The 25,818-nt window shown below is 50.1% G+C and carries 22 protein-coding genes; 6 read left to right on the forward strand and 16 right to left on the reverse strand.

Going from position 1 to position 25,818, the window contains the following annotated elements; genetic code table 11:
• The first annotated feature begins 23 nt into the window (after nt 1-23).
• The 5 genes from JWG88_RS05745 to JWG88_RS05765 all read left to right on the forward strand — a co-directional run bounded on the left by JWG88_RS05745 (nt 24) and on the right by JWG88_RS05765 (nt 5,816).
• The gene (locus tag JWG88_RS05745; RefSeq protein WP_205232754.1) at nt 24-1,193 is read left to right on the forward strand and encodes an isovaleryl-CoA dehydrogenase; all 1,170 of its coding nucleotides are present in this window, start codon (nt 24-26) and stop codon (nt 1,191-1,193) included.
• A 456-nt stretch (nt 1,194-1,649) separates the two neighbouring features.
• Nucleotides 1,650-2,330 carry a VTC domain-containing protein gene (locus JWG88_RS05750; RefSeq protein WP_205232755.1) on the forward strand — a complete coding sequence of 227 codons (681 nt, stop codon included), beginning with the start codon at nt 1,650-1,652 and terminating at the stop codon, nt 2,328-2,330.
• 123 nt (nt 2,331-2,453) lie between these two features.
• The gene (locus tag JWG88_RS05755; RefSeq protein WP_205232756.1) at nt 2,454-3,149 is read left to right on the forward strand and encodes a DUF4956 domain-containing protein; all 696 of its coding nucleotides are present in this window, start codon (nt 2,454-2,456) and stop codon (nt 3,147-3,149) included.
• A 2-nt stretch (nt 3,150-3,151) separates the two neighbouring features.
• On the forward strand, nt 3,152-3,970 hold the full coding sequence (locus JWG88_RS05760) for a hypothetical protein (RefSeq protein WP_205232757.1): 819 nt from the start codon (nt 3,152-3,154) through the stop codon (nt 3,968-3,970).
• Nucleotides 3,971-4,121: 151 nt separating this feature from the next.
• A complete protein-coding gene (locus JWG88_RS05765) occupies nt 4,122-5,816 on the forward strand; it encodes a CotH kinase family protein (protein WP_205232758.1) in 1,695 nt (564 codons plus the stop codon).
• Nucleotides 5,817-6,199: 383 nt separating this feature from the next.
• On the opposite strand, the gene JWG88_RS05770 is transcribed toward JWG88_RS05765, so the two are convergent.
• Together JWG88_RS05770 and nrfH are read right to left on the reverse strand one after the other, a co-directional pair.
• On the reverse strand, nt 6,200-7,669 hold the full coding sequence (locus tag JWG88_RS05770; protein ID WP_205232759.1) for an ammonia-forming cytochrome c nitrite reductase subunit c552: 1,470 nt from the start codon (nt 7,667-7,669) through the stop codon (nt 6,200-6,202).
• A 143-nt stretch (nt 7,670-7,812) separates the two neighbouring features.
• Nucleotides 7,813-8,277 carry a cytochrome c nitrite reductase small subunit gene (gene nrfH, locus JWG88_RS05775; RefSeq protein WP_205232760.1) on the reverse strand — a complete coding sequence of 155 codons (465 nt, stop codon included), beginning with the start codon at nt 8,275-8,277 and terminating at the stop codon, nt 7,813-7,815.
• 724 nt (nt 8,278-9,001) lie between these two features.
• On the opposite strand from nrfH, the gene JWG88_RS05780 reads away from it, so the two are divergent.
• Nucleotides 9,002-9,523 carry a hypothetical protein gene (locus tag JWG88_RS05780; RefSeq protein WP_205232761.1) on the forward strand — a complete coding sequence of 174 codons (522 nt, stop codon included), beginning with the start codon at nt 9,002-9,004 and terminating at the stop codon, nt 9,521-9,523.
• 28 nt (nt 9,524-9,551) lie between these two features.
• On the opposite strand, the gene JWG88_RS05785 is transcribed toward JWG88_RS05780, so the two are convergent.
• The 14 genes from JWG88_RS05785 to JWG88_RS05850 all read right to left on the reverse strand — a co-directional run bounded on the left by JWG88_RS05785 (nt 9,552) and on the right by JWG88_RS05850 (nt 25,816).
• Nucleotides 9,552-10,283, reverse strand: coding sequence for a succinate dehydrogenase iron-sulfur subunit (locus JWG88_RS05785; protein ID WP_205232762.1), 732 nt, complete (start codon nt 10,281-10,283; stop codon nt 9,552-9,554).
• 19 nt (nt 10,284-10,302) lie between these two features.
• Nucleotides 10,303-12,066, reverse strand: a complete 1,764-nt coding sequence (gene sdhA / locus JWG88_RS05790) for a succinate dehydrogenase flavoprotein subunit (RefSeq protein ID WP_205233233.1) — start codon at nt 12,064-12,066, stop codon at nt 10,303-10,305.
• Between the two features lie 166 nt (nt 12,067-12,232).
• Nucleotides 12,233-13,150, reverse strand: a complete 918-nt coding sequence (locus JWG88_RS05795; RefSeq protein WP_205232763.1) for a DMT family transporter — start codon at nt 13,148-13,150, stop codon at nt 12,233-12,235.
• A 17-nt stretch (nt 13,151-13,167) separates the two neighbouring features.
• On the reverse strand, nt 13,168-13,947 hold the full coding sequence (locus tag JWG88_RS05800) for an NAD(P)-binding domain-containing protein (protein ID WP_205232764.1): 780 nt from the start codon (nt 13,945-13,947) through the stop codon (nt 13,168-13,170).
• Between the two features lie 13 nt (nt 13,948-13,960).
• Nucleotides 13,961-14,566 carry a flavodoxin family protein gene (locus JWG88_RS05805; protein WP_205232765.1) on the reverse strand — a complete coding sequence of 202 codons (606 nt, stop codon included), beginning with the start codon at nt 14,564-14,566 and terminating at the stop codon, nt 13,961-13,963.
• 377 nt (nt 14,567-14,943) lie between these two features.
• Complete coding sequence (locus JWG88_RS05810; protein WP_205232766.1) at nt 14,944-15,138, reverse strand: YwbE family protein; 195 nt, start codon at nt 15,136-15,138, stop codon at nt 14,944-14,946.
• Nucleotides 15,139-15,334: 196 nt separating this feature from the next.
• The gene (locus JWG88_RS05815) at nt 15,335-16,597 is read right to left on the reverse strand and encodes a hypothetical protein (RefSeq protein ID WP_205232767.1); all 1,263 of its coding nucleotides are present in this window, start codon (nt 16,595-16,597) and stop codon (nt 15,335-15,337) included.
• Nucleotides 16,598-17,065: 468 nt separating this feature from the next.
• Nucleotides 17,066-18,583, reverse strand: a complete 1,518-nt coding sequence (locus JWG88_RS05820; protein ID WP_205232768.1) for an AMP-binding protein — start codon at nt 18,581-18,583, stop codon at nt 17,066-17,068.
• 373 nt (nt 18,584-18,956) lie between these two features.
• Nucleotides 18,957-19,355: a universal stress protein gene (locus JWG88_RS05825; protein ID WP_205232769.1), complete on the reverse strand. Its 399-nt coding sequence runs from the start codon at nt 19,353-19,355 to the stop codon at nt 18,957-18,959.
• A gap of 38 nt (nt 19,356-19,393) precedes the next feature.
• Complete coding sequence (locus JWG88_RS05830; protein ID WP_205232770.1) at nt 19,394-20,206, reverse strand: ABC transporter ATP-binding protein; 813 nt, start codon at nt 20,204-20,206, stop codon at nt 19,394-19,396.
• Between the two features lie 140 nt (nt 20,207-20,346).
• Nucleotides 20,347-21,573 carry an ABC transporter substrate-binding protein gene (locus JWG88_RS05835; protein WP_205232771.1) on the reverse strand — a complete coding sequence of 409 codons (1,227 nt, stop codon included), beginning with the start codon at nt 21,571-21,573 and terminating at the stop codon, nt 20,347-20,349.
• A gap of 330 nt (nt 21,574-21,903) precedes the next feature.
• On the reverse strand, nt 21,904-22,998 hold the full coding sequence (locus JWG88_RS05840; protein ID WP_205232772.1) for a branched-chain amino acid ABC transporter permease: 1,095 nt from the start codon (nt 22,996-22,998) through the stop codon (nt 21,904-21,906).
• 2 nt (nt 22,999-23,000) lie between these two features.
• On the reverse strand, nt 23,001-23,894 hold the full coding sequence (locus JWG88_RS05845; RefSeq protein WP_205232773.1) for a branched-chain amino acid ABC transporter permease: 894 nt from the start codon (nt 23,892-23,894) through the stop codon (nt 23,001-23,003).
• Nucleotides 23,891-25,816, reverse strand: a complete 1,926-nt coding sequence (locus JWG88_RS05850; RefSeq protein WP_205232774.1) for an AMP-binding protein — start codon at nt 25,814-25,816, stop codon at nt 23,891-23,893. Before JWG88_RS05850 ends, JWG88_RS05845 begins: the two co-directional genes overlap by 4 nt.
• Nucleotides 25,817-25,818: the final 2 nt, after the last annotated feature.

Below are 25,818 nucleotides of genomic sequence, written 5' to 3' on the forward strand. Positions count from 1 at the left end.
TTTCCCAAACTCAGGAGACACCCATGAAGACTTACCCTCAATTGAATTTTGATCTGGGAGAAACAGCAAACCTGCTGCGTGAATCAGTGCAGGGCTTTGTCGGGACGGAAATCGCTCCACTGGCGGACGATATTGACAGAAACGATGAATTCCCACTTGAGCTGTGGCGCAAGATGGGCGCCATGGGACTTCTGGGCATCACCGTGGACGACAAATACGGCGGTGCGGAAATGGGCTATCTTGAGCATACCATCGCCATGGAAGAGATCAGCCGCGGCTCCGGTTCGGTCGGCCTGGCCTACGGCGCGCATTCCAATCTCTGCGTCAACCAGATCAAGCTCAACGGCAGCGAAGCCCAGAAAGAGCGCTACCTGCCGAAACTTATCAGCGGGGAATACATCGGGGCCCTGGCCATGAGCGAGGCAGGCTCGGGCTCCGATGTGGTCAGCATGCGCCTCTCCGCCGACAGGGAGGGAGATTCCTATATCCTCAATGGAACCAAGATGTGGATTACCAACGGCCCCCATGCCGATGTCCTGGTGGTCTACGGCAAGACCTCGCCCAAAATGGTACACAAAGGCATCACCGCCTTTCTGGTGGAGAAGGGAATGAAGGGTTTTTCCACCTCACCCAAACTGGACAAACTGGGCATGCGGGGCTCTCCAACCTGCGAGCTTGTCTTTGAAAACTGCGTGGTCCCCGCGGAGAATGTCCTGGGGCGGGTGGACAGAGGTGTCGAGGTCCTGATGAGCGGACTTGATTATGAACGCCTGGTTTTGTCAGGCGGGCCGCTGGGAATCATGGCCTCCTGCATGGATGTAGTACTCCCCTATATCCATGAGCGCAGGCAGTTCGGCCGGGCGATTGGCGAATTCGAGCTGATGCAGGGCAAGCTCGCCGATATGTATTCCACCTGGAATGCCTGCAGATCCTACGTCTATACGGTGGCCAAGGCAGCCGACGCCGGCTATAAAATCCGTAAGGATGCCGCCTCCGTAATCCTCTTTGCCGCCGAAAAGGCAACCTGGATGGCACTCGAGGCCATCCAGTGCCTCGGCGGCAACGGCTATATCAACGAATTCCCCACCGGCAGATTCCTCCGGGATGCCAAGCTCTATGAGATCGGGGCCGGCACCTCCGAGATACGCAGAATGCTGATTGGCCGTGAACTGTTTCGCGATACCGCTGAATAAAAATCAGCTGTTGCGGATTACAAATTACAGATCAGTACAACGACTGCCGGGTCCTGCTTATCAGAACCCACAAGGACACGGACTGCAAAACTTCTCGCCCGAGAGAATCCAGCGGTCTGACGACACCGATGATGTTCTACTGAGGATATGGTATCAATCATTACCTTAAAGACATCCACATAACCGAGCGTTTCTGGATTGTTCTGATCGCCCCTCCCTCCAGCCAATGGTTTCACAGCTGTGCCTGTTCTGCATAGCTGAGCTTACCATTACAACTTAGCAACTCTCTTTCGCTCGTATCATTTTAGCTGAAGTAGCTTCACCCCCCTTGAATCGGGCATCACAAAAAAATTGTGGCAGCATCCAAAATCGACTAGTGTAGTCGCTGATAAAATTGAATCACCGGAGATAATGTCGCACCTGCTTCACGGATAGAGATTGGAGATAGTAGAGAAAATGGCCGAACACGAGACAAAATTTGTCTTTCCCGCAGTACAGTCAATGCCCCTGATCAACTGGTTGCTGAGCCGCTGTGTTGAAGATGGCGATTATCCCAGGGGGGTCATTTCCTCGGTGTATTATGATACACTGGCTTGGAATTTTCTCGCAGAGAAAAATAACAGCGATTTTCTCAAGACGAAGTTTCGTTTGCGCTGGTACCAGGATACCGGTTATTCAAGTTATTCCGCCATGGCCTATTTCGAAAAGAAACGGAAGATCGGCAGCTCGAGAGAAAAAATGAGGGTTGAAGTACCGCTTGACGATGCGGTCAAAAAGGCCAGGTATCTTAACGATCCTTATTTTATCGAATTACCCGGTAAGGTTTATTCTCAGTCGCTTCCTCCTGAACGCTCGATTCTTCCGGCTTTTCAGATAAGTTATGTGCGGCACCGCTTTGTGGAGCCTCTGTCTGGTGCCAGGCTTGCCGTGGATAGCGAAATCCACGTCCCGCGCATAAATCCGATGATGGTGAAACGGAACTGGAAGGAACCCTTAAATGTCGGAGTATTTGAATTTAAATCAAGCTCAATGGATTTACCGGATCGACTCCACGGCATCACAGTGTTTGGCTGCCGGAAGGGCTCATTTTCCAAATACAGCAACTGCTTCGAGCATATTACCGGCCTGACTGCTTAGGCGGTGCGCAGCTTTGGGAGAAGAAAATAATCAGGAAGATTTTCGTATTTTCCTTCATGAGTAACGTAAAAACGTTTATCAGCAGGTTGCAGAATCTGTACAGCATATTTATCAGGTGAAAAAATGGAAAGTGGATTATTGGATTTTATTGGCGGATTCGGCAATAAGGAAATTACCGACATAGGGTTATGGCCTCTCTCGGGTCTGCTGCTCATTTCACTGATCAGCGCCTTCATCGTCTCCTATCTCTATGTTCATTTCTTCAAACAGCGCTCCACCGGAAGTCAGATCCACCGTGCCTTTCCTCTTCTGGGCATATCCATTACTGCTATTTTTATCTGCATTCAGTTTTCCCTGCCGTTGTCGCTTGGCCTTTTGGGAGCTCTCTCCATCGTCCGTTTCAGGACTCCGATAAAAGAACCTGAAGAAATCGGCTTTCTCATGTTGCTCGTTGCCACCTCCATCAGCTGTGCCACCTTCAATCTGGCATTTTTGGCCATTATCCTGTTGACCGCCACCCTGGGGCTTTTTCTGGCCAGATTTGGCGGGGTCCTGGTGGATAGTTATTTGAGCAGCGGTATGATCACCTGTACACTGCCCGGCGATTCCTCAGCATCTCTTGACGGTATCATGGAAACAATTATCTCCCGTGTTGCCGGAGCGCGCATCGATTCAATCAGTGAATCAGGAGAGTATGCCGTGGTCAGTACAAGTTTCCATAAGCTTCCCGGTGCCGAACTTGTCCAGCTCAAATCTGCCCTGGCAGCCCTTGACAAGCGAGTCAAGATCGATGTCTTTTACCACAACCAAACATCTTAAAAGTGGTTCTGTTACTTAAAAAGCATCTGCCCGTCCTGCTTCTTTCCGTGATTCTGGTCGGCCTGTCCGTTGCTGCTTCGGACACCGCATATCTGACCATAGAAATGACCAGCCGGGAACAAAATTTCATTCAGATCTTCTGGGCCGGAGAAGACGGTCAGTATTCGACCCAAAGGACCTCGACGCTGGTAAGTGAGAAAGGACATAATGTTTACTCCTTTCCTTTGCACGATGCTCTTCTTATCAAAAAAGTGCGGATTGATCTTCAGCAAGGCAAAGGGGACATACCTCCAGCGCCAGTGGAAGTCCAGGCAATAGGATATTCTTTCAAATGGCTGTTCAGAAGCAGGCACTTTGACGGGAACATTGACGACTTCGATGCAGTGAAGGGAACTGCCGCAGCAAAGATCGGAGATAATGCCGAGAAGATGATCTTTACAGATGCCGATCCTCAATTTGAGTTTGATTTGAAGATACGGCCCATAACCTATCAGTTCTTTCTGCCGATTTATTTCTTTCTGGGCCTGCATTTTCTCCTGTCCCGCTATCTTCTCAAGGGAAAAAAGGGAAGGTATTTTCTTGATATGGTTATACGTGGTGATTACCAAAAGGTTCTGAATGCCTTTCTCGAAGTTCTGCAAAGGAAACGAATATCATACAGAATACTGCAATCGAGCCTCGCCGGTGATTCAATGCAGGTCCTATTTCAAATCGATATTCAATCTGCTGAGCTGCTTCGCACATTGCTGCAGGATGCTGCTGTAAAAAACCATCTGCGGAGTCTGCGCTGCGATGCAGCCCGCAGTGGAGAAATAGTGTAGCTGTCACTCTGGTAATTTTTGGTTAAACCCCAAAAGGGGATAAGTACCTAGGGCAATTCACAGCTATCAAATACATTATTCGTTTTCCTGTTTATTACACCCCTCAAGGGGGTATGAACCGAGTGGCAGAATTTCAGGAGTAAGGTTCTAAATGCGTTTACCCAGACCTCCCATACTTACCCATTGGTTGCTGGCTCTTGTCCTGTCGCTGTTTGCCGCGCTGCTGTTTTTCCTGCAGGATCATACACCTGTGGCGGAGAAACTAAAGGTCCTGCAGGTTCGCCATGTTCCTTCTGAGCTGCTCTCCTATAATAAGCTCGGAGAGCTATTCCATAAGATGGGCGCTACCACAATTATTCCTAATCACAGCTTCCGGTATAAACAGCAGTTTGATCAACCGGAAATGGAGAATATCGGTCCCTTCCAAAAGAGACGGCAGATAAGCGGCGCCTTAATCGGTATTGGAGAAGAGTATGAGTTGATGCGGGCTGCAGCAGCAAATCTGAAAAAAGCAGTAAACGACGACAACATCACGATCTCGGTGGTCACCGAAGCGGAAAACATTGACGGCGAACACGGTATTCTGACCAATTATCAGCAACGCGGTAAAAAAGCCGAACGTCTGGCTTACGCTGCAATTCAAAAAGGTGACACCCTGCTGCAGCAAAGCGCCGTCGGCTTCAGGCTGCATGGCGGTACCAGCCGGGATCCGTCTTTGCCAAAGCACAGTTACAGGCTCTATTTCAGGAAGATCTACGGGTCTCAATGGTTGGATGTTGCAGAAATTTTTCCCAAACTGGCGGCTCTCAGAACTCTGGTAGTGCATGATGATATTCCTGATGGCTGGCCGCTGAGCAACGTTATCGCCAATGATCTTTATGCAATGGCCGGGGTCAACACCACTGAATATTCCCAGGCCGAATTTATCCTCAATGGCGTCGACCAGGGTCTTGTCTGGCTCTCGCCGCATCTCAGCAAAAAATATCTCCGGCAGAAGTACAATCTCGAATCGATGCACTTTCACCGTTATCGAGGGGATAAAAAAAATTCCGTATTCTGGGAAGATATGGATAAACTATCAACTGATGCAACCTTGACCTATGAAAAGGTTCGCGGAGTGATAGATATTGAAGGTTTGATGAATTATTTTATAGCGGTTACCTTCAGCGGCAATACCGACTGGAGCCAGGGAGTGGCTTTCAAAGATGCCAAAGACGACTCTTCGACCTGGCAATGGGTTGCCTGGGACCTTGATCATTGTTTTACCGACTGGTACGCCTCCAGGAGCAGGAATCCCGACAGAGAGGTCTGGCAGCAGGAAGGGCTCGGACTCATCTTTAAAGAGAAGCTGCACAGGCTGGGGAACTCGCGGCTGCGGCTCTTCCGACGATTATTTATTGAAGATCCTTCTTTTGAGGATTATTTCATCAGGCGTTATGTACAAATTCTCAATCATGACTTGAGCCCGCAACAACTTGCTGCTCTCTATCGAAAATATGAGATAATTCTGGAAAAGTATGACAGGGAGAGTAATCCCGAACTGCTGCGCTTCTTTCAGAATCGTCATGGCCACATCCGTTATGAAATGCGTCATTTCTTTGGGTTGCCTGAGTTTCAGCAACTTCATGTCGAAAGCGATATTATTCCAGAGATATTAGTGGATAGTTATCCTGAAACGCTGCCTTACACCGGGCACTATCCTGGCGGAATGGAAGTGGTTGTCGAATTGCCGCCGAAACATGACAGTCAGGCGGGCCATTGGCTGGTGGATGGCAAAAAGGCTGCCGCCGGAAAGGTGACTATCTCTTTGCAGAAAAAAACAACAATCAGGTGGGTTGAACAATGATGTCGGCCGGCAGACATCTCGTTTCCGAGATTCGAACCGGCGGAACATATCCGCAGCAGACTCAGCGCTTACGGAAGTGAAAAATTCTCCAGGCCAGATTGGCCATTCCGGCCGCCATCATCCTTCGTAATAGATTGACGTCAGAATCTCATGGGAATCGTATTCCCCTTCAAAGCATTACTTCTGCAGCAATTCCCCCAATATCCTTTTCCACAAATGCGCAAGCGTTTGTAGATCCATCATTAGTTGAAAACTATTATTGTTTTTTTAGTTTTTAAAAGTCGTTTTTTGCTCTGTCGGGACACAATATTAGGAACAATATTATGTCCCGTAATTTTACCTCGGCCAATATTGGCGAAATCCAGGAGGCCACCTCAACATTGCTATCGCTTCTGCAGGAATCGCTTTTGTAATCCAAAGGGATCCTCAATCTCCTGCTCCGGCTTACCCATGAGCTTGTTCTCGCCCCGTTCATCCACATATTTAGTCAATTCCAGGTCGATATCCATTGGCACCTGCACATCCGCCTCTGCCAACATCTGGCGCAGCAAGGCTTCAGATTTACCGGCAAAAGCCACAGAATCGCCAAGAACACGCAACGCCTCGGGAGGGTTATGAAAGCCAACGGAATTCTCGGCACCAATGAACAGCTGACGATAGAAGGCCTCAAGATAAAAATCCTTGGCCTGTGCATAAAACCTGGGATCAAACTCAGTACCCTCTTCCTGGGCATTGTGCAGAGTTTCAAAGAGCTTGGCTGCTGTTGCCGTGGCGTAACCGGCCCGCAGCATCAGCGAAACGGTACGGTCCTGAATTCCTATGACGCGCTGCTTGAGCCATTCGGTGTCTTCTGCATGGCATTGGGCGCAGGCACGCAGATCGGCCTTGAGCGGGCTCATGACACGGTGATCCGAAACTTTTTGGACACCGATTTTGGTATAAGGCATATGGCAATCGGAGCAGGAGGCCCCTGCCTGCCAATGTGTGCTCTGATAGGAGTAGAGCTCAAATTCGGGATGACGCATGAAAGCCAGTTTGAAACCGGTAACGCTTTGTGTCCATTCCTTGTTATTCGGATCACTACGAATCTTCTCGATGATGTTTTCAACGCTGATATTTCCCCATGTACTCGTTTGCCAGGGAAAATAAATACCGTCGGATTTGCCCTCTGCCGTCTTGGTAATGTTGTAAGTCACATGGCACTGGGCGCAGACTGCAGAGCGCATCTCCTGATGATTAAGCTCTTCGGCTTGAACACCCATGGCATCAAGGGCCCTGCCCAGAGTGAAGTTGCGTGAGAGTTGAAGTGTCAGATCCTTATTGTCATGGCAGTCTATGCAGGCCACGCCAAGCTCCCGATGTTCCTCGGGGATTCTGTCGACCACTTCCTTAAAGGGAAGCTTATAATAATCCTCTCCCATATTCTCTTCCAGCTCAGGAGCGTACGGTGTTTTACAGGTCAGGCATACACCACCGGCGCCCACACGTTTGGCATCAATCTCAAGCTGATCCTTGAGCATGTTTGCATGCCCCCGTGGCTCGTTGTACTCGATGCCGAACCCCCAGCCGTTGAACAGCAGCGCCATATAAGGATACATGGACAACTTATCATAGGTGATATTATCGGCATCGAAGCCAACCTTATATTTGCTTTTACCGGCAGGAGTAGGTTCCTCGGTCTGCAGCCAGAGATCGTACTCCACCGGATAGGCCTTCCCCCAGACTGCCGGATCTATGGTATTATCGGGGATATTTACCGGCTGCACCAGCTGCGGCTCTTCCGGCGAACATGCCAGCAAGCCAAAAATGAGCAATATTCCAAGCCCGGCCACACTCTTCTTTTTCATGATCATTTTGTCTCTCCTTAAATAGCTGGTTTCATCAACATGTAACCAGCGTCTGCAGATAACCACTTTTGCTCTAATATCTGATATTATCAAATGTTCCTGAAATCTCGGTGCTTGCTTCCACATTACAATTTCCGGTGGAATATTCGCTACAGTGACAATCTGGAGCCGGCAAGCCTGTGCTGCACATTACGATGGCAGTCCCAGCATTGACGCTCCGTATCCAGCATCTTTTCCACCGTTGCAGAATGGCAGCGGATGCAGTTACCCTGTATGAATTCAATACCATGATTAGAAATCTCTATACGCTCCGGCACCGTGCCCGTATGAAATACAATCAGGTCCTTCATACCATCGATGCCCTTCCAAAGATAATATGATACCAGATTGTCATGCGGTAGATGACAGGACACGCAGGCCTGACGACGATGAGCTCCCTGGTGCTGCCAGGCTTCATATTGATCCTCCATGACGTGGCATGAGGCACAGTACTGTGGAGTCTCGGTCTTGGCCAACATTTGCGGCGGGCCGAAGGCCAGAAAAAACCCGGCACCAATCAGAAGTACAGCACCGATAAGCAGATATTTTGGTCTGAAAAATTTTCTCATTTCCATATGTTCCTCTGGTTAAGTCATGACCACGATCACGCTTTCCCGGCTCCAATGATCGTGGTCCCGACCTCTGTCCAACGTATCCTGCTAAGATCATAACATAATTAATTTTTTATTGCCTGAAAATATATCTCACCTGCTTTCCGGGCAGACAAAAACTGATGATCTATTGAATATGGTGAATGTTAGTAACTAATGTCAAACGATGACAGAGATGTCAATTCCGGAAATCACCAAAGATCGAAATTATCAGTCGGATTCTTGAGTTTTCCCTTGTCTTGCTTATAATTAACAGACGTACATAACGCGAAAAGCTGAGATCATGGATAAAAAGTTGCATTACATTTGTCGGGAGAGGCTTCTCATGAGTATTCAGCCCACTCCCTGAATGTATATACCTGGTTCCTTGACGCATCCGGAGAAGTACTGCAACAAAAACTGGTATATTCTTCCGGATACCGGAACTCCGCCTACGTGGAAAAGCAGAGTCGCTTCCGGAAAACCCTGATCTCCCCCACGAAGCGGTGGGAATATCTTTCAGCCATTCGTCTCAAATACGCCGGGGCCGTAAATAATTTTCGGAATTCGATTATCATCGAGATCGATCTGTTTTGGGTCCTGGAACCCTTGGTTTTAAAGCACTTTGCCGCCAATCCGGAAAATGACCTCCGGGAAGATTACACACGACGCAATTGGCTGACAACAGAACTCGAGAAAGGGAGGCAACATGATAGAACTCAGGAAGATCAAGCGGGAAAATATCCCTTCAGCACTTGAGCTGGCAAAACAGTATCGATTGCTTAATGAACCGGATGAGGCGGAGAGCATCTGTCTTGATATACTGGAGGTTGACCCTGACCATCAGGATACCTTAATAACTCTGCTTCTGGCGCTGACGGACAAGTTTTCCAGCAGCGGCCTGAGTCCGTCGTTTGAGAAAGCCAAGGCAATTGTGGACAGACTCCCAGTTCCATACTGTAAATCTTACTACAGAGGTATACTCTATGAACGTCGAGCTAAAAACTACCTCAAGCAGGAAGAGCCCGGAGGCGGCGCTGCAGCATATCAGTGGTTCGCCAAGGCGATGAAATCGTACGACGAAGCGATCAAAACCTGCGATCCTTCAAATCAGGATGCGGTACTGCGCTGGAACTCCTGTGCGCGAATAATCAACAGCAATCCCGAGGTCAGGTCTGAAGAGAAAAGCGCGCCTGAAATGCTTCTTGATGCCTACGATGAACCGCACTGATCCGTCGTAAACCTCGCAAACCGTATGATCAGCTTTTCTCATCATCGGCCCGATGGCTGTGCGCCTCAATCATCCGCTTGGTCTGGTTAATGCGTTTAGTGATCAGTATCGAACGTGGACAGACTCTGGTGCACTCGAAGTGATTTTCACAGGGCCATACCCCATCAGGGTCATGCAGAACCGGAAGCCGCTCCTCAAAACCGCGGTCGCGGGTATCCGCCAGGAAGCGATAAGCCTGGCTGATCGCAGCCGGGCCCAAAAATTTTCGATTCTCCGTTAACACGGGACACGCCGAATAACACGAAGCACACAAGATACAGTTTGTAGTGTCGTCAAAGACAAGGCGGTCCTCCTGGGACTGGAGACGCTCCTTCTCCTCGACCGGCTCGTCATTGATGAGATAGGGCTTGATGGACCGATATTTGGCAAAGAAATCAGCCTGATCCACAATCAGGTCCCGCTGCACCGGCAGATACCGCAGCGGTTCGACGGTGATGGTATCTCCGAACTCCGCCACAATATCCTTGATCAGCATCTTACAGGCCAACCCGTCTTTACCGTTGATGCGCATGGCATCCGAGCCGCATACCCCGTGCGCACAGCTTTTGCGAAAACCCAGGCTGCCGTCCTGAAATCGCTTTACCCGCATCAAAGCGTCCAGCAGCCGTTCATTGGGCTGCGCCTCAACCTGATATTCCTGGAAGTATGGCTGTTCATCGCTGTCCGGATTATACCGTTGGATCTTGAGATTGATTTTCATGGTTCAACTCCTGTTTGCATCAGTAGGTGCGCGGTTTTGGTTCCCAGATCGAGGTATCCACCGGCCGGTAATCGATACGCACCGAATCCTCTTCCAGATAAGCGAGAGTGTGCTGCAGCCAGTTATCATCGTCGCGCAGCGGATAATCTTCACGGCTGTGTGCACCACGGCTCTCTGTCCGGTTGAGCGCCGATGTTGCGGTGATCAGGGAGAGATCCAGCAGGTTGCCCAGCTCGATAAGCTCGAGCAGATCGGTGTTGAACCGTGCGCTGGTGTCCTGCACACGAACCTCCCGATAGCGTTCCCTCAACTGCCGTATCTCTGCTACCGCCGTCTGCATTTGCGCATCGTTGCGGTAGATGCCGACCTTTTCCATCATGACCGTCTGCATCTCATCCGCTATATGACCGCCGTGATGTTCTGATTTTCCCTCAGTCAATCCGGAGAGCCACTCGCGGGCAGGGTCTGCCGCGGCCTCACTGAGCTGCGGAATCTCGGCATGCTTGACATAGTCCCCGATATGCCGTCCGGCCCGCCGGCCGAAAACTACCAGATCGAGCAGGCTGTTGGTACCCAGACGATTGGCGCCATGCACGGAGACACAGGCGCATTCTCCAACCGCATAAAGTCCATTTATCAGACTCCCTTTGCCGTCGGCCACTACACATCCATGGACATCGGTGGGAATGCCGCCCATGGCATAGTGCGCCGTCGGCAAAACCGGGATCGGTGAATCCGCGGGATCTATGCCGAGGTAGGTTTTGCAAAATCCGGTAATGTCCGGCAGCTTGGCCAGCAGCGTCTCCTTGCCTATCTGAGTTGCATCGAGATTGACATAGTCGTCGATCCTGCCGTCTCCGCGGATTCCCTTGCCGGCCCGGATCTCAGTCAGCAGGGCGCGGGCGACAATATCCCGTGGTGCCAGGTCGAGCAGGACCGGCGAGTAGCGTTCCATAAAGCGCTCGCCGTTGCGGTTGCGCAGTATTCCTCCTTCACCGCGCACCGCTTCGGAAATCAGGATCCCCAGGCCCATGATGCCCGTAGGATGAAACTGGAAAAACTCCATGTCCTGCAGGGGAATGCCGCGACGGGCACAAACGGCCGGTCCGTCTCCGGTATTGGCATAGGCGTTGGAGGTGACCTTGAACATGCGGCCAAAGCCGCCGGTGGCAAAGAGCACCGCCTTAGCGGCGAAGATATGCAGCTCCCCGCTGGCCAGTTCCACGGCCACCACGCCCCGGCAGATGTTGCCCTCCCTGATCAGATCGATAACCTGGAATTCATCGTAAAAGGCAACCTCGTTCTTAATGCATTGCTGATAGAGGGTCTGCAGAATCATATGACCGGTTCGATCTGCTGCATAGCAGGCCCGTTTTACTGCTGCCTCTCCAAAATTTCTGGTGTGGCCGCCGAAACGGCGCTGATCAATCCGCCCCTCTGCGGTCCGATTAAAGGGCAGACCCCGGTTTTCCAGATCATATACCGCCTGGATCGCTTCCCGGGTCAGGATCTCAGCGGCCTTCTGGTCGACCAGATAGTCACCGCCTTTTACCGTATCAAAAGCGTGCCATTCCGCTTTATCTTCCTCTACATTCCCCAGTGCCGCACTGATGCCGCCCTGAGCAGCTCCGGTATGACTGCGAACCGGATAAAGTTTTGACAAAACCGCCGTTCGGGACCGCTGACTCGCCTCCAGCGCTGCATAGAGGCCCGAACCGCCGGAACCAACAATAACCGTATCGAATTGATGAATCACAAGGCATCTCCTTCTGCCCGAGGGCATGAAAAATGACGTTGAGGGGACTCCCAAGTTTGCTTGTATATCATGTATATCAAATACAAGGACCATCAGTCAATGCAGTGGAGTAGTATCTATATTGCTATTGATAAAATAAATCCTGATTGTTTTGTGGTCATGCTGCAGAGTGCCTAAACATGAGATCCGGCAATCACACCTCGGCCACGATTTTGGCTATCGCCTGAGAACGCGGTGCATGGTTGGCGAGAAAGACTGCCACAAGGACCACTACCCCTCCGAAAAGCTGTACGGTTGTCAGCGACTCTCCAAGCAATACCCAGGCTCCCAGGGCGGTTACCATTGGAATACCGTTGATGCATACTGAAGCACGGGCGGCAGGGATCTTGGTCAGCGCATAGTTGTAACAGAGGAATGCACCAATCGTGGCGAAGAGTGTCAGGCCAATCAGGGCGATGACCGAATCCGCCGATACCGCTTCCCAGTTGAACTTTGGCAGATCCCACAGAAAGGCGGGGAAAAAGAGTATGGCACCGAAAATAATCTGCATACCGGTGATCTGAAAGGAGGGAATGGTACTGCCGAGCTGTCGGGCCATGATCATGTACGCCGCGGCGGAAAGAACGGCGCCGAAAATCAGAAGATCACCGATCAGGCTGCCCTGAAGCGCAGTCCGCCCCTGATCTCCAAAAACCAATAGAGAGACACCGATAAGAGAGAGGAGGATCCCCAACAGATTAACGGGCCGCATACGTTCCTTCAGCAGGATAGCCGAGAGCGCCAGGACAAACACCGGAATGGTGGCAATGATCAAAGCTGTCTTGGTTGCGGAGGTATACTGCAGGCCGAGGGTTTCACAGGTAAAGTAAAGCCCGGGCTGCATCAGGGCCAGGAACATCAGGGATTTTACGGATTTTCTGGAAATCGGCGGAAATCCGGTTCGTCGAAATAGTATTGCAAAAAAAAGCGAAGCGCCGAAAAAGCGCAGAAACATCAGGCAAAACGGGGTAAAGCTCTGCAGGGCCACCTTGGTGGCAACAAAAGAGAGCCCCCAGAATATAACGGCCAACCCCAGAGCGACATACGTAAAAACAGGATTTTCAGAATTCATTCTTTTTTTCTCCACCATCACCGGGATTTTCCCCCTCTCACCCGGTCGGCAACGGCCTGCAGAGCAGGTTTCAGGAATTCAAAGCCGCCCGATTCATTGATGGTTTTTCTTGCAAGTTCATTCAGGCCTCCAGGTGTCATGGATTCATCGGCAAGCTGGCGCAACCTGCCGCCCGGACTTTTCCGGGCGAGTGCGGACAATGCCTCGAACATGGCAGCGGTATAGTCGCCGGCCTGCTTCTGTTCAACTCCGGTTTGTATCGCCCAGTCTGTAATGGTGGCCAGCATCTGGAAATATGGCGCCATCAGGGAAGTGATCACGGACAGAGATTCAAGCTGCTCTTCGCTTTCAACCGTAATCACGGTGCCTACATTTTTGAACAACTGGTTAACTGTATCATTGTCGGGAAACACCACAATCGGACCGATATGCTCGGCTGCGCACGGCAATGGAACTGCTCTGCTGATGAAACATGAGCTGTTTGTATGCGCAGCTATCTGAGAATTCTGCGTGCCGCTCAACAGATTCACAAGTATCTGATCATTCCTGAATTTCAGGGAATCCAGGACCGACCCCCGATCCCTGGGCAAAAATGCCAGGACCACAATATCACTCTTATCGACAACATCCTGATTGGAGCGGCCAACCGTTACCTGAGAAAACCGCTTTTGCAGCAGTTTTGATTTATCCTCGTTGCGTGGAGAGACCGTAATAGAGCCGATGCCCCCCTTTGAGGTACATAGTCCGGTAACCAAAGCCTCAGTGATAGCACCCGTACCAATAAAACCCGTCCTCATTGCATCCTTCTCATCACTCAGCAATCTTTTTCTCATCTTTCAGAACAATTGCCAGATCCCTGCCTGCCTCAAATGCTTCCTGAAGGCAATCATCCCGTTTGTCGATCTCGCCCTTGCGATCTACCCCTCTGCAAAGCACGGTTTTCCAGAGACCGGCATTGAGAACATCGAAGAAATATTTGACCGTGAGCAGGGCTCCATCAAAGAGTTTTTTTCCAGTTGTGGCCCCTATCGAAATAAACACCCCTTTGCGGGTCTGAGGGGCATTTTTAAAATCCTGTTTTTCAATCCAATACTTCCGCACCCAGAGGGACTGACAGCGATCCATTAATATTTTTGTATGCGCACTCACGGTATAAAAAAAGATCGGAGAGGCGAGGATGATGCCGTCGCTGGCTTCCAGTTTCTCCAGAACCTTGGGAAAGTCATCACGGATAGCGCATTCACCGGTTTTGATGCATTGATATATTTCCAGACAAGGAGACATGTTGTAATCCCGAAGGATCACTTCCTCTACCTCAGCGCCCTGCTGCCGGGCGCCGGCCACTGCCTGCTTGAGCAGGGCGGCACTGTTGCCGTCACGTCGGGGACTGCCGTAAATAGCGATAATTTTGACCATGCAACCTCCTCCTCAGGGCGCTGCGCCTCTATTAGTGCCTTACTCCTAAGAAACTGCCACAAAAAAACAAGAAAACGAATAATGTATTTGATAACTGTGGATTGCCTGCCCTATCCAAGGTACTTATCCAGCTCAGCTGGGTTCGATGCTTTCCCGCCTACCGTTATGTGATATTTTCAGTTGGAAATGGACTCGTAAAAAGTAGCCACGATGTCAGATGGCTAGATAAAAAGTTCGCTATACAAGGCGCAGTGTTTTTGGCAGGCCTTCGACTATACAGGTAGTATGTCGAAGGTCTTCCAAAAACCTGCAACGCGGGAGAGCGGGCTTTCTCGGAGTCGGAGTTTATGCCCGTACGGGTGCTTATCGCGACGCCATCAATCAATGGACTTTACTCTCCCCACCAGACCGTTATCCAACCGGACCTTGATGCCATGTGGGTGACTCGGCGAATTCGTCAAAATATCCCGAACAATGCCCTCGGTGAGCTTTCCAGAACGTTGATCCTGCTTCAATACGATGGATACTTTTATGCCGGCCTTGATATCGGCTCTTTGTGTTCCGGTTTTCATTTTCAATTCCCATAACCATTTTAATATCGCCATTCCAGGCTCAATCCGGCTTCCACCTGCCGTTCACAGAATACACTCTATACAGATTCTATCACAGCATTTAATCCAGCAAGTGCTGAATAGTTCTGTAATTTCACAACAGGTAAGGAATGATGATCGCGTAAAAAAATTATCAAATTACCGAGAAACTCTGCGCTTATCGCGAGCCCACAAAAAATAATATGTTCATCATGGAGGCAATTGCCCACATCACCAGGGCATAACGCCAATTGCTCTGAATTATCACTTTGGGAGAAGCCTTGAATCGACTGACAAGAGCCAGTCCCACTCCCGATAACGGGCTGCTTGCCGTGGACACAGCCCAGCTGGTGAGAAATAGAAAACCAAGCTGGGAATGATCGGGATCAAGGGGTAACAGCAACGGGCTGACGATTGCTATGCTGACCACCGGATGAACCCCTACGATCCCGATGAGTATCATTGCTCCCAATATAATTGCAAACATCAACGGTGTAAACGAACCTTCGAGAGTAAATACCGCGGGATAAACATGAGTTATTGATTTAATGCCGGTAGAAAAAACTCCAGTAGCGAGGAACAAGGCAAACTGACTGCTCACTGTTGATATCCTGTTATCTATAAAATCACGCAATGTCGGCAGCCTGGGCCTACCTTTCATAAACAGGAGGGCTCCTGCAGGGGCCAGCAGACAGATGAGGACCAGAACGTTTATGTCATGCCGGAAGTGATGCACACCGATGACAACAGCGGCCAGAAAAAGCGGTATTGCCAGACTTTCAGTTTTCAGAGGGTATCCGGAAAATCGTGCTTTGCTGAAAAAACATACTTCAACAGTTGAGTAACTTATTGCAATAATGCTCATCACAGCACCGGGAATCAGCGTCTCTTTCCATGACATATCAGGAGCATAAATCAGGGCAACACCCGTGGCGATAAAAAAGGGCGACCACCATGCAGCTGCGCAGAATGAACGCGCCAGGATGATCATCTGTACCTTGCTAAGGCTCCCATTCCTTTGCAGTCTGTCACCAAAAAGAAATACTGCCGACAAATTAATTACAGCTCCAAGCAGATGGGTGCCGATGGCCGTGGTTATTACAGCCTTTTTGCCATTCGGCAAAGCAGGGCCTTCAGTAACGGAGCTGGTTAAGGTAAGGAAGGAGACAGCGACAAACATTGCCAGCAGAGGCAGATTGGCAGCAAAAATTTGCCTCCAGCCCAGATAAATACCCTGGCCGGCTGAAAAGAAAAGAGCTGCCAAACCGATTATCAGCAGCCACAGGGTTTGTTTACGGGAACTTTTGCCGAGAAATTGCCACATCACCACGGGTACCAGCCAGGCAGAAATTGTCGGCAGTATCAGCAGAAAAGGCAGCTTTACACTTAAAAGAAAAAAAACAAGGGTACCGAATATAATCCACCCGGCATATTTACTCATAGCTGATCATAACCTTCATCATCTGCAGGATAGGATGCTACTACACCAACTCGCTGATGAATTTTATCTAAAACCAGACGTTTCTGTGCAGGACATCGATATTTTTTAATCGCGTCCACCCTGACTCTGGCGCAAAAGCAGGTAAGATATCAGGTAAGGATCAGAAAAAAAATAAAATAATCCAGGGATGCACAGTTTTTCGCCATGGGTATCAGGATATTGTCTGATCAGAAAGGTATGTTGATGCCAATCGGCTCAGAGTTTTCATCCAGCCGGATAGCAGCGATAAGCGGGAGCTCTTGTTTAGTACCTTACTCCCCAAAGGTGTAAAAACAAGAATGCATTTGAAATCGTTGAGCTGGATATGCACTCAAGGTACTTATTTGCGTTTACCGGCGTTAGAGGTAAGCACCCTGACGGACATAAACTCCGATTCCGGGTGCTTATATAGCTACTATTCTGCCGCTCTCAGCTCTGGCCATAAAGGCTCTTTACCTTCCCCCGGTCTATGGAACCGTCTTTATTCAGGGGCAGCTCAGCGACAAATTCGACATATTGCGGCTTCTTGAATCTGGCGATTCGTGCACCGACGAATTCTATTACCTCGGCAGCTTCCAGGGTGGCATTTGCCTTTAGCAGACAGACCGCCTTGATGCCCTCCTTCCACTTGGGATCCGGCACACCGATAACAACTACCTGCTCCACCGCGGGATGCTGCAGGATGATCTTTTCGACCTCTGCAGGATAGACGTTTTCACCGCCCGGTTTTATCAACTCTTTTTCAGCCTTTCGTCCGGCATAGAAAAGAAAACCGTCCTCATTAAAACGGCCGAGATCACCGGTGTGATGACGACCTTCACGGAAAGTGTAGGCATTGTCCTCGGGCAATCCCCAGTATCCCTTGAACACCATGGGTCCCTTGAGGGTGATCTCTCCCGTTTCCCCGGGAGCAACGGGTTGATCGTGATCGTTCACCAGCTGAACATCGCCCAGCGGGATAGCCTTACCTGCCGAACCGGGGCAGTCGTTATATCGACCCATGGAGGCGAGACAGGATGTCTCCGTCTGGCCATACATGACGTAATAATACCCGTCGGTGACCGATTGGAATTTTTCTATGACCTCTGGAGTCCCCAGGCCGACAACGGACTTGAGCGAACTGATATCGATTTGATTCTCTTCGGCGGCCTTGAGAATAGAGTCAAGAATCGGAGGAAAATCAAAAAACAGGGTGGCCTTGTGCTTTTGGATCAGATTGGCCGCGGCAGTGGCCTCGAATTTGCTGATATTGAGGTTGGCACTTCCGGCGTGAAATGCACTTGTGGCCAGGAAAAGTCCGCCCACATGAAAAAGCGGCAACAGATTCAGGTGGACATCTTCCGCACCAAGCTGCAGGTAATACTGAAAATGCATGTCCGCAAAGAGCATGTTGCCATGACTGAGCAGGGCGCCGCGCGGGCGTCCGGCCACCGCAGCCGTGTGGATAATGACAAATCCGTCCGTACTTTCAACTTCGGCAGGGGCCACATTTTCAGCTTCCTGCATCAACTCAGTAAACGGTACTAATGAACCACTATCACTTTTCAGATTATACGATCCCTGAACATTTGATTCGATACTTCCGCTCTGCAGAAGCGGTTGGAATTCCGCATCGGCAAAGATGATCCTAGGCTGACAATCATCAAGATTAAAGCGGACTTCATCGCCTGAAAGCCGCCAGTTAACCGGTAGAACAATGGCGCCTAAATACGCTGCAGCCCCATATATCAGAAAAAACTCCAGACTGTTTTTGCCAATAACACCGATGCGGTCTCCCTTTCGGATACCGGCCCGGGCCAGTCCGGCGGCCAGGGAGTCAACCTGCATCTTGTATTCAGCGAATGTCAACGTCCTGCCGTCGTCGACTTCATGCCAGCAAAGCTGTGGGCCGAAAGCAAGCGCATTCCGTTGTATCACATCATAGAAAGATAGATCGTATAGTCCCATATAACCGTCCTCCGAATTTCCCGGGTCAACAATTTCTCTAGAGTCTGTCCAGGAATGAGCAATTTCGGAATCTCCGTTTACCTGTTCTAAATCTAGGCGCTCGATGAATTTAACCACGGGCATATAATTGATATCGGAGTCTTCGTTTACCTCCGAGGATTAAATTTTGAGAGCAACCGGTAAGCGCAGACTCCGACTAGTTAGAGCAGATAGCGCAGGCTTCGAAAGTGCCATTCAGGGGCAGACACTAGATAATATTGCAGCACCGAAGATCTGTATATCTATTCCGATTAGCTTAATTTTATAGTTTTAGGCGAATACCTGACAATTTTCCTTTTCGTCAGTCCGGACCTGAAGGAAGCCGGCTCAACAGCTACGGACTGTTGACACTCACAACGGGACATGGAGCCTTGAGGATTATGTACTGAGCATTCGATCCTAATATAATTTTCTGGGTTCTCGATTTTTTCTCAATTCCCACGAAAATCTGATCGACATCATTTTCCTCCGCGAATCTGACCATATCTTCGCCGGGTGCCATTCCTCGCGCCAGCTGATGGGTTTCACAGGGTATATTTTTTTCTTTGAAAAAATTTTCGGCAAATTTCAGGTCCTCGGCGGCCTTCCCAATTTTATCCGGTTTTTCACTTGCACCACCTACCATGGAGGTTACCACCAGCACCTCTGCTCCAAAAAGATCGGCGTAGGTTCTCGCCAGAGATAGCGCAGCCCTGGACACCTCCGAGCCGTTATACCCTACCAGGAATTTCATCTCTTCTCTCTCCTTCTCCTCTGAACTTTCCAGGGAAATTACATCCAGCGTTTCCGCCTCTTATAGGATTTGACTTCTTTAAACGACTTTCTTCCACCACCTCTGGTTATACCCATATAAAACTCTTTAACATCTGGATTTTCCTGGAGCTCTTTGGAAGAACCTTCCAGTACGATCCTGCCGGATTCCATGATGTAGGCATAATCCGAGATATCCAGGGCGATCTTGGCATTTTGCTCCACTACTAAAATAGTAGTGTTTAATTCACGGTTTATCAGCTTGATATTCTCGAAAATCTCCTTGACCAGCAAGGGAGCGAGCCCCAGAGAGGGTTCATCGAGCATCAGCATTTGCGGCGCCGCCATCAGCGCTCTGGCAATTGCGATCATCTGCTGTTCACCACCGGAGCAATAGCCGGCCATACGGTGAGTAATATTCGAAAGACGGGGGAAATGGCTGTACATGCGGGCATGATCTTCCTTGATCCGCTGCGCCCCATCCTGCCGTGTTATAGAGCCGACCTTGATATTCTCATCGACGCTCAGATGCTTGAAAACCCGCCGTCCTTCCGGCACCATGACGGCTCCAAGCTTGACCACATGAGTGCCGAGCAGGTTGGTAATATCTTTACCCTGGAATTTGATATATCCTTCGCGGATAAATCCATTTTCCGGCTTCAATAGCCCGCTGACGGCCCGCAGTGTCGTGGTTTTCCCGGCTCCGTTGGTACCCAGCAGGGCGACAATACTACCGGTGGGAACACTCAGGCTGACGCCGCGCAAGACCTGAATAATATCATTGTAGACAACTTCAATATTATTCACTTCCAGCTGTTTTTCAGTTTCTCTCATGATAATACACTGATTCAGGCTGATTCTTCTTTATGCCGATGACCGGGGCCGGGCATACTCTTCTCCCGTACCACGGTTCATGGTGATACGGGAGAAGCATTAAGTGAAGAGATATTGCTGGTCCGGTTTCTCTTTTTTGTCTACTCGATCTTCGCTGTATATTCAGGCACGAAAGGCTCACCTACCGACTTGAAACTGCCGTCTTTGACAACATAGAGCTGCAGAGTGTCAACGCCGGCATGGTCGGTTTCCGAATATGTTACCGGTCCCACCGTGGTGTGCGGATTAAAGGCATTATCGCCATTCATGTTCTGGAGTTCTTCATACAGCGTCTCTTTGTTAATTTCCTTGCCTTTCTCCTTGGCCCGCCTGATGACCTCCGTTGCCACCTGCGCCACCATCATGCCGTTGGCATAGTTATGAGAGTTGGCGGTCTTTTCATCGCGGTTATATTTTTTGGCCAGATCCAACTGCATTTCCGCACCCTTGCCAGGCTCACTTGTAACGATATAGGAGGTTGTCCAATAGAAGTTCTCCGATGAAGGTCCCGCCAGGGCAACCAGATCGTTGCCTCCGGTATAATGCGCACCCAGAAAGGTAAATTTTCCTTCTTCTCCAAAGGATCCGGCTACGAGCCCAAGACCACTGGCATCTTTTAACATTGTTGCCACCGGAGATTGGACGGTATGACTGATTATATACTGCACATCCTTGCTTTTGAGACGCTTCAGCATTGCGGTATTGTCCAGATCCTTGCCATGCTCGACAACTTCAACGATTTCCATGTTGAGTCCGGCGGCAACAGCTTTCTCCACATCCTCGACCGGTCCTCGGCCAAAGGCGGAGGGATGAATGAACATCGCCACTTTCGGAGCACTTTCTCCCTTATGATTCTTGACAATATACTCGGCAAGACCAATCGCTTGAGCGGAATAAGAGGCGATAGGCAGAAAAATATAATTGGAATCTTCAAGATTTCCGGCATGAAACGAGGCAGGAATAGTAGGCATTTCTTCTTCTTCAAAATCCCTTTTCAGCGAGAGCGTGCTACCGGTGGAATAATTCAGATAAAAAACGATCCCCTGGTCGAGAAAATCTTCAAAATTGCGCTTGGTTACATCATTATTGTACTGATCGTCGCGAATGGTGCAATCGATCCTATCCTCGCCCAGCATCTTGGTGTCGTTGACATAGTTGAAATAATCCTCCACCCCTTTAGCGTAAGGATTACCGGCATCCGAAGTCGGTCCGGTAATGGCAAGAGACAAACCAAGTTTATGGACTTCTCCAAAGGCCTGAGCAGGAAGAGCCATCAGGCAGGATGCCGCCGTCAATAAAACCCATCTGTTTATTGTGTTCTTTTTCATATCTCCTCCTTAACATTAGGTTGTGTCTGTCCATAAATGGCACTTTTGCCCAAACTCGTCGTTGCTCTCAAAATTTAATCCTCCGAGCGCCTAGATTTAGAACAGGTAAACGGAGATTCCGAAATTGCTCATTCCTGGACAGACACAGGTTGCGGTGTTGAAAAACAGATACGAAGACCTCATCAACTGACGGATTGGGCAATTTATGAAAGCTGATTGTACCGCCCCTTGGGCAAAAGAATCATCTTCAACTGCTTTTCGTTCAGACACGTGCTGGAGCTTCAACTCTCCATATTAAAAAACGCCCTGCGGCAGCGGCGAAGTCGGCATTCAATAGCGGAAAGGCCACAGCTTCACGTATGAGCGTGCAATCCGCCACCAGTTGGCAATTCCCCTGGGTTCAAACATGAGAAAAAGAACAATGACCAAACCAAAGCTCAAGGGCTTGAGGGCAGTGGTAAGATTGGTTGACGTAGTCAGATAACTGCCGGCCCACTCGGAAAGACGCTCGACCTGGAGATCGAGTACTTTTATAGCAACCGGTCCCCAGAACGATCCATGCAGCGTCCCCAGCCCGCCGACAATGGCCATGGCGAGGTAGTTGATCGAATGATGCAGGGTAAAAGAATCGATACCGGCTCCCCGATAGAGATAGGCATGCAGCGCACCGGCCACTCCAGCCAGAAAACCCGCAAGAGCAAAGGCGTATACCTTGGTGAAGCCCGGGTGCATGCCCATGGCATCGGCAGCCCTGTCGTTGTCGCGCACCGCAACAAGACAGCGGCCGTAGCGGGTGCGCAGCAGGTTGCGCACTCCGAACCCAAGAAAGACGATCACAAACAGAATGGCATAGTACCAAAACAGATAGTGATCATCGCGCATAACCTTGCCGTTCAACCAGAAAACCCGGCCAATCGGTATGGTCTGACCCTGGTTGAAAAAATTCATGAATTTGATGACCCACTCGAAGATCATCTGGAAAGAGAGTGTGGCAATGGCCAAATAAAGATGCTTGAGCCGCAATGCCGGCAGGCCGACAAGCGCTCCAAACAGCGCACCCATACAGCCGGAGAGCAGAATCATCAGCGGCCAGCCGTGGATGATAAGAACATGGGTGTCTCCCAGAACCCTGGCGAAGGAAGCGATAGTATAAGCGCCGACTCCCACAAAGGCGGCATGCCCGATTGAGATCAAACCGGCGAATCCTGTTACCAGGTTCAGGCCCATGACGGCGATGATGGCCACAAGAATATTATCTATAACCAGCATATACTTGTTACTTACCTCGAAGAGAAGAGGCCAGGCAAAAAGAAGAAAGATGAAAAGGCACATCACCGACCTGTCCAGATTGGAGAAAAAGATCCTCTGCTCCTCCCGGTAGGAGGTAAAATAATTTCCAGTAGCCAGCCAGCGATTTGATGACATAATTATACCCGTTCTATTTCATGGATCCCGAACAAACCGTGGGGTTTAAAAAGCAGGATAATGAGAAGAATTATGTATGGTAAAACCTGTCCAGTCCCGTTCAATCCCCAATTACCGTCGAGATAGCCACCGGCAAACTGCTGAATCAGACCCATGATTATGCCGGCTACCACGGCTCCGAGGATCGAGTCCAGTCCGCCCAGGATAACCACGGGAAAAACGACGATGCCAAAAGCGTGCAGTGTTTCAAAATTCAACCCGGTTATATTGCCGATGATTCCGCCTGCCGCGGCAGCGCTCAGTCCGGCCATGGCCCAGGCCAGTCCAAAGACCCGCGGCACCGAGATACCGATGGACATGGAGGCCAGCTGATCATCCGACACCGCTCTCATGGAGATGCCTACCGTTGACTTTTTAAAAAACCAGGAAAATCCGGCGATCAGTACAATGGTGACTCCCACACCCACCAGTTGTGTCCATGAAATGGACACGCCTCCAAAGGCAAGAGGGGCGGTCGGCAGAAAACTTGGGAAAGAAAAGTTTTCCGAACCAAATGGAGTAAGGTAAATGAGCCCGTCAAGAATGGACATCAGGCCGATGGTCACCATGATCACGGAGATGATCGGCTCACCGATCAGGCGGCGCAGAAAAATCCTCTCAACGCTCATGGCCAGAAAGAATGTGGCAATCATGCTCATCGGAAAGGAGAGATAAATAGGAATACCCATCCATACCGTCAGGGCATAGGTAATAAAGGCGCCGGCGGCAATGATCTGGCCATGGGCTATGTTGAGCACCCTGCTGGATTTGTAAATCAGGACGAATCCGAGAGCCGAGAGGGCGTAAATCGATCCGACCACAATGCCGCTGACCACCAGCTGAAAAAAATAGCTCATCGATCTTCCATTGTGTAAAAGTGGATGGTTGTGTTCACCGTGGTTGTCTGGCCGTCCTGATACTGATAGAAGGCCTCGACCTTTTTCTCCGTTACCTCTTTGTCGTAGAGGGCTTCGTACAAATCGGCATACTTTTCGCGAACGAACTTTCTCCTGATTTTGCCCGTCTTGGTAAGTTCGCCGTCATCCATATCGAGCAGCTTGTATAACAGCGCGAAACGGTGAATCCGGAAATGGCTCTGTTCGGCATTCCGGTTGATTTTCGCCACCGCATCCTGGATAAGCTCGGCTACTTCCGGCCGCGTCGAAAGCTCCATGTAGGTGCTGAACGATATCCCTCTGTCCTCGGCCCATTTGCCGACCACAATAGGATCTACATTGATAAGCGCGGCAATATATTCCCGTTTATCCCCGAAGATCACCGCCTCTTTGATGTAGGGGCTGAACTTCAAGCGATTCTCCAGAAACATCGGGCTGAACATCTCCCCTTTCTGGGTGTGCATCACATCGGAAATACGATCAATAACCACCAGATGGCCATTTTCATCGATATAGCCGGCATCTCCGGAATGCAGCCAACCACCCTCGAGCAGCTCTGCCGTCTTTTCCGGCAGGTTGTAATACCCCGGAGTAACCGAGGCGGAACGCGACAATATTTCACCTGCATCGGAAATCCTGCATTCCGTTCCCGGCAGAGGCTTGCCGACGGTGTCGGGCCGCACGTCGCCATCGCGATGCATGTAGGCAATGCCGACAATTTCGGTCTGGCCGTAAATCTGCTTGAGATTGACCCCGAGGGCCTGATAAAAGGTAAAGAGCTCCGGTCCCAAAGCGGCGCCACCGGTATAGGCTCGGCGCAGCCGGAGAAAACCGATCTGGTTGACCAGAGGACGGAAGATCATCTGCTTGCCGAGCCAGGCCAAAACCCGAAGTTTGCCGGGCATCGGCCGGCCCGTCATACGATAGCGGGCGGCCTCTTCTCCTATCTTCATGAAAAAGGTATAAACGGTGCGATTCAACCAGTATGACTCGTCCATTTTCAACCAGATCTGAGAGCGGATTGTTTCATAAATACGGGGAGCGCCGAACATGAAATGCGGCCCGATTTCTTTGAGATCCTCCATGCTGGTCTCGACGGACTCCGGAAAGTTGATGGCAATTCCGGTGGCCATCGCCACGCCGAAGGAATTCATCTGCTCCCCTATCCAGGCAAAAGGCAGAAAAGAAACATATTCATCGGTGTCCTCCAGCGGATCGACTTCGGTGAGCTGGAGCCCCATATTTATATAGTTGCGATGAGTCAGCATTGCTCCTTTGGGCAACCCTGTGGTGCCGGAGGTCAGGCAAAAATGGCAGACATCGTCGGGGTCCCCCTTATCGACCAGATCATCAAAGTTCTGCGGATGCTCCTGATGGTATTCATCCCCCAGCCTGTAGAGATCTTTGACGGACATGAACCAGCTATCGCTCTGATAGTTCCGCATTCCCCGGGGATCTTCGTAGATGATCTTTTTTACCTGAGGAATCGTATCCCGAATCTCCGCGACCTTATCTACCTGTTCCTGATCGTTGCAGAAGACGATGCTGACATTGAGGTAATTGAGAATACCGCTAATCTCTTCGGGAAGGCTTGTCTGGTATATTGCCGCCGAAATTCCCCCCACAGCCTGGGCACCGATGGCCATATAGAGTGCTTCCGGAATATTATCACTGATAATGGCAATCTTATCTTCCTTGTCAAAACCGATTTTTCGTAATCCAAGCCCGGTCTTGCGCACGGCATCATAATATTCATTCCAGGTAATACTATTCCAGCAGCCGAAATCCTTTTCCCGCAAGGCGACTTTCTCTCCGGTTTCCTTGACCCGCCAGCGCAGGAGCTGAGGAATACTGTACTGCAGTAAGTGGCTTCTCTCGTCCATTA

It is taken from the genome of Desulfopila inferna (assembly GCF_016919005.1).
Taxonomy (GTDB): Bacteria; Desulfobacterota; Desulfobulbia; order Desulfobulbales; family Desulfocapsaceae; genus Desulfopila_A; species Desulfopila_A inferna.

Bases quoted from the DNA above. Each gene is read 5' to 3' on its own strand.
- JWG88_RS05745 (WP_205232754.1), top strand. From the start codon at position 24: ATGAAGACTTACCCTCAATTGAATTTTGATCTGGGAGAAACAGCAAAC.
- JWG88_RS05750 (WP_205232755.1), top strand. From the start codon at position 1,650: ATGGCCGAACACGAGACAAAATTTGTCTTTCCCGCAGTACAGTCAATG.
- JWG88_RS05755 (WP_205232756.1), top strand. From the start codon at position 2,454: ATGGAAAGTGGATTATTGGATTTTATTGGCGGATTCGGCAATAAGGAA.
- JWG88_RS05765 (WP_205232758.1), top strand. From the start codon at position 4,122: ATGCGTTTACCCAGACCTCCCATACTTACCCATTGGTTGCTGGCTCTT.
- JWG88_RS05770 (WP_205232759.1), bottom strand. From the start codon at position 7,669: ATGATCATGAAAAAGAAGAGTGTGGCCGGGCTTGGAATATTGCTCATT.
- nrfH (WP_205232760.1), bottom strand. From the start codon at position 8,277: ATGGAAATGAGAAAATTTTTCAGACCAAAATATCTGCTTATCGGTGCT.
- JWG88_RS05780 (WP_205232761.1), top strand. From the start codon at position 9,002: ATGATAGAACTCAGGAAGATCAAGCGGGAAAATATCCCTTCAGCACTT.
- JWG88_RS05785 (WP_205232762.1), bottom strand. From the start codon at position 10,283: ATGAAAATCAATCTCAAGATCCAACGGTATAATCCGGACAGCGATGAA.
- sdhA (WP_205233233.1), bottom strand. From the start codon at position 12,066: ATGCCCTCGGGCAGAAGGAGATGCCTTGTGATTCATCAATTCGATACG.
- JWG88_RS05795 (WP_205232763.1), bottom strand. From the start codon at position 13,150: ATGAATTCTGAAAATCCTGTTTTTACGTATGTCGCTCTGGGGTTGGCC.
- JWG88_RS05800 (WP_205232764.1), bottom strand. From the start codon at position 13,947: ATGAGGACGGGTTTTATTGGTACGGGTGCTATCACTGAGGCTTTGGTT.
- JWG88_RS05805 (WP_205232765.1), bottom strand. From the start codon at position 14,566: ATGGTCAAAATTATCGCTATTTACGGCAGTCCCCGACGTGACGGCAAC.
- JWG88_RS05810 (WP_205232766.1), bottom strand. From the start codon at position 15,138: ATGAAAACCGGAACACAAAGAGCCGATATCAAGGCCGGCATAAAAGTA.
- JWG88_RS05815 (WP_205232767.1), bottom strand. From the start codon at position 16,597: ATGAGTAAATATGCCGGGTGGATTATATTCGGTACCCTTGTTTTTTTT.
- JWG88_RS05820 (WP_205232768.1), bottom strand. From the start codon at position 18,583: ATGGGACTATACGATCTATCTTTCTATGATGTGATACAACGGAATGCG.
- JWG88_RS05825 (WP_205232769.1), bottom strand. From the start codon at position 19,355: ATGAAATTCCTGGTAGGGTATAACGGCTCGGAGGTGTCCAGGGCTGCG.
- JWG88_RS05830 (WP_205232770.1), bottom strand. From the start codon at position 20,206: ATGAGAGAAACTGAAAAACAGCTGGAAGTGAATAATATTGAAGTTGTC.
- JWG88_RS05835 (WP_205232771.1), bottom strand. From the start codon at position 21,573: ATGAAAAAGAACACAATAAACAGATGGGTTTTATTGACGGCGGCATCC.
- JWG88_RS05840 (WP_205232772.1), bottom strand. From the start codon at position 22,998: ATGTCATCAAATCGCTGGCTGGCTACTGGAAATTATTTTACCTCCTAC.
- JWG88_RS05845 (WP_205232773.1), bottom strand. From the start codon at position 23,894: ATGAGCTATTTTTTTCAGCTGGTGGTCAGCGGCATTGTGGTCGGATCG.
- JWG88_RS05850 (WP_205232774.1), bottom strand. From the start codon at position 25,816: ATGGACGAGAGAAGCCACTTACTGCAGTACAGTATTCCTCAGCTCCTG.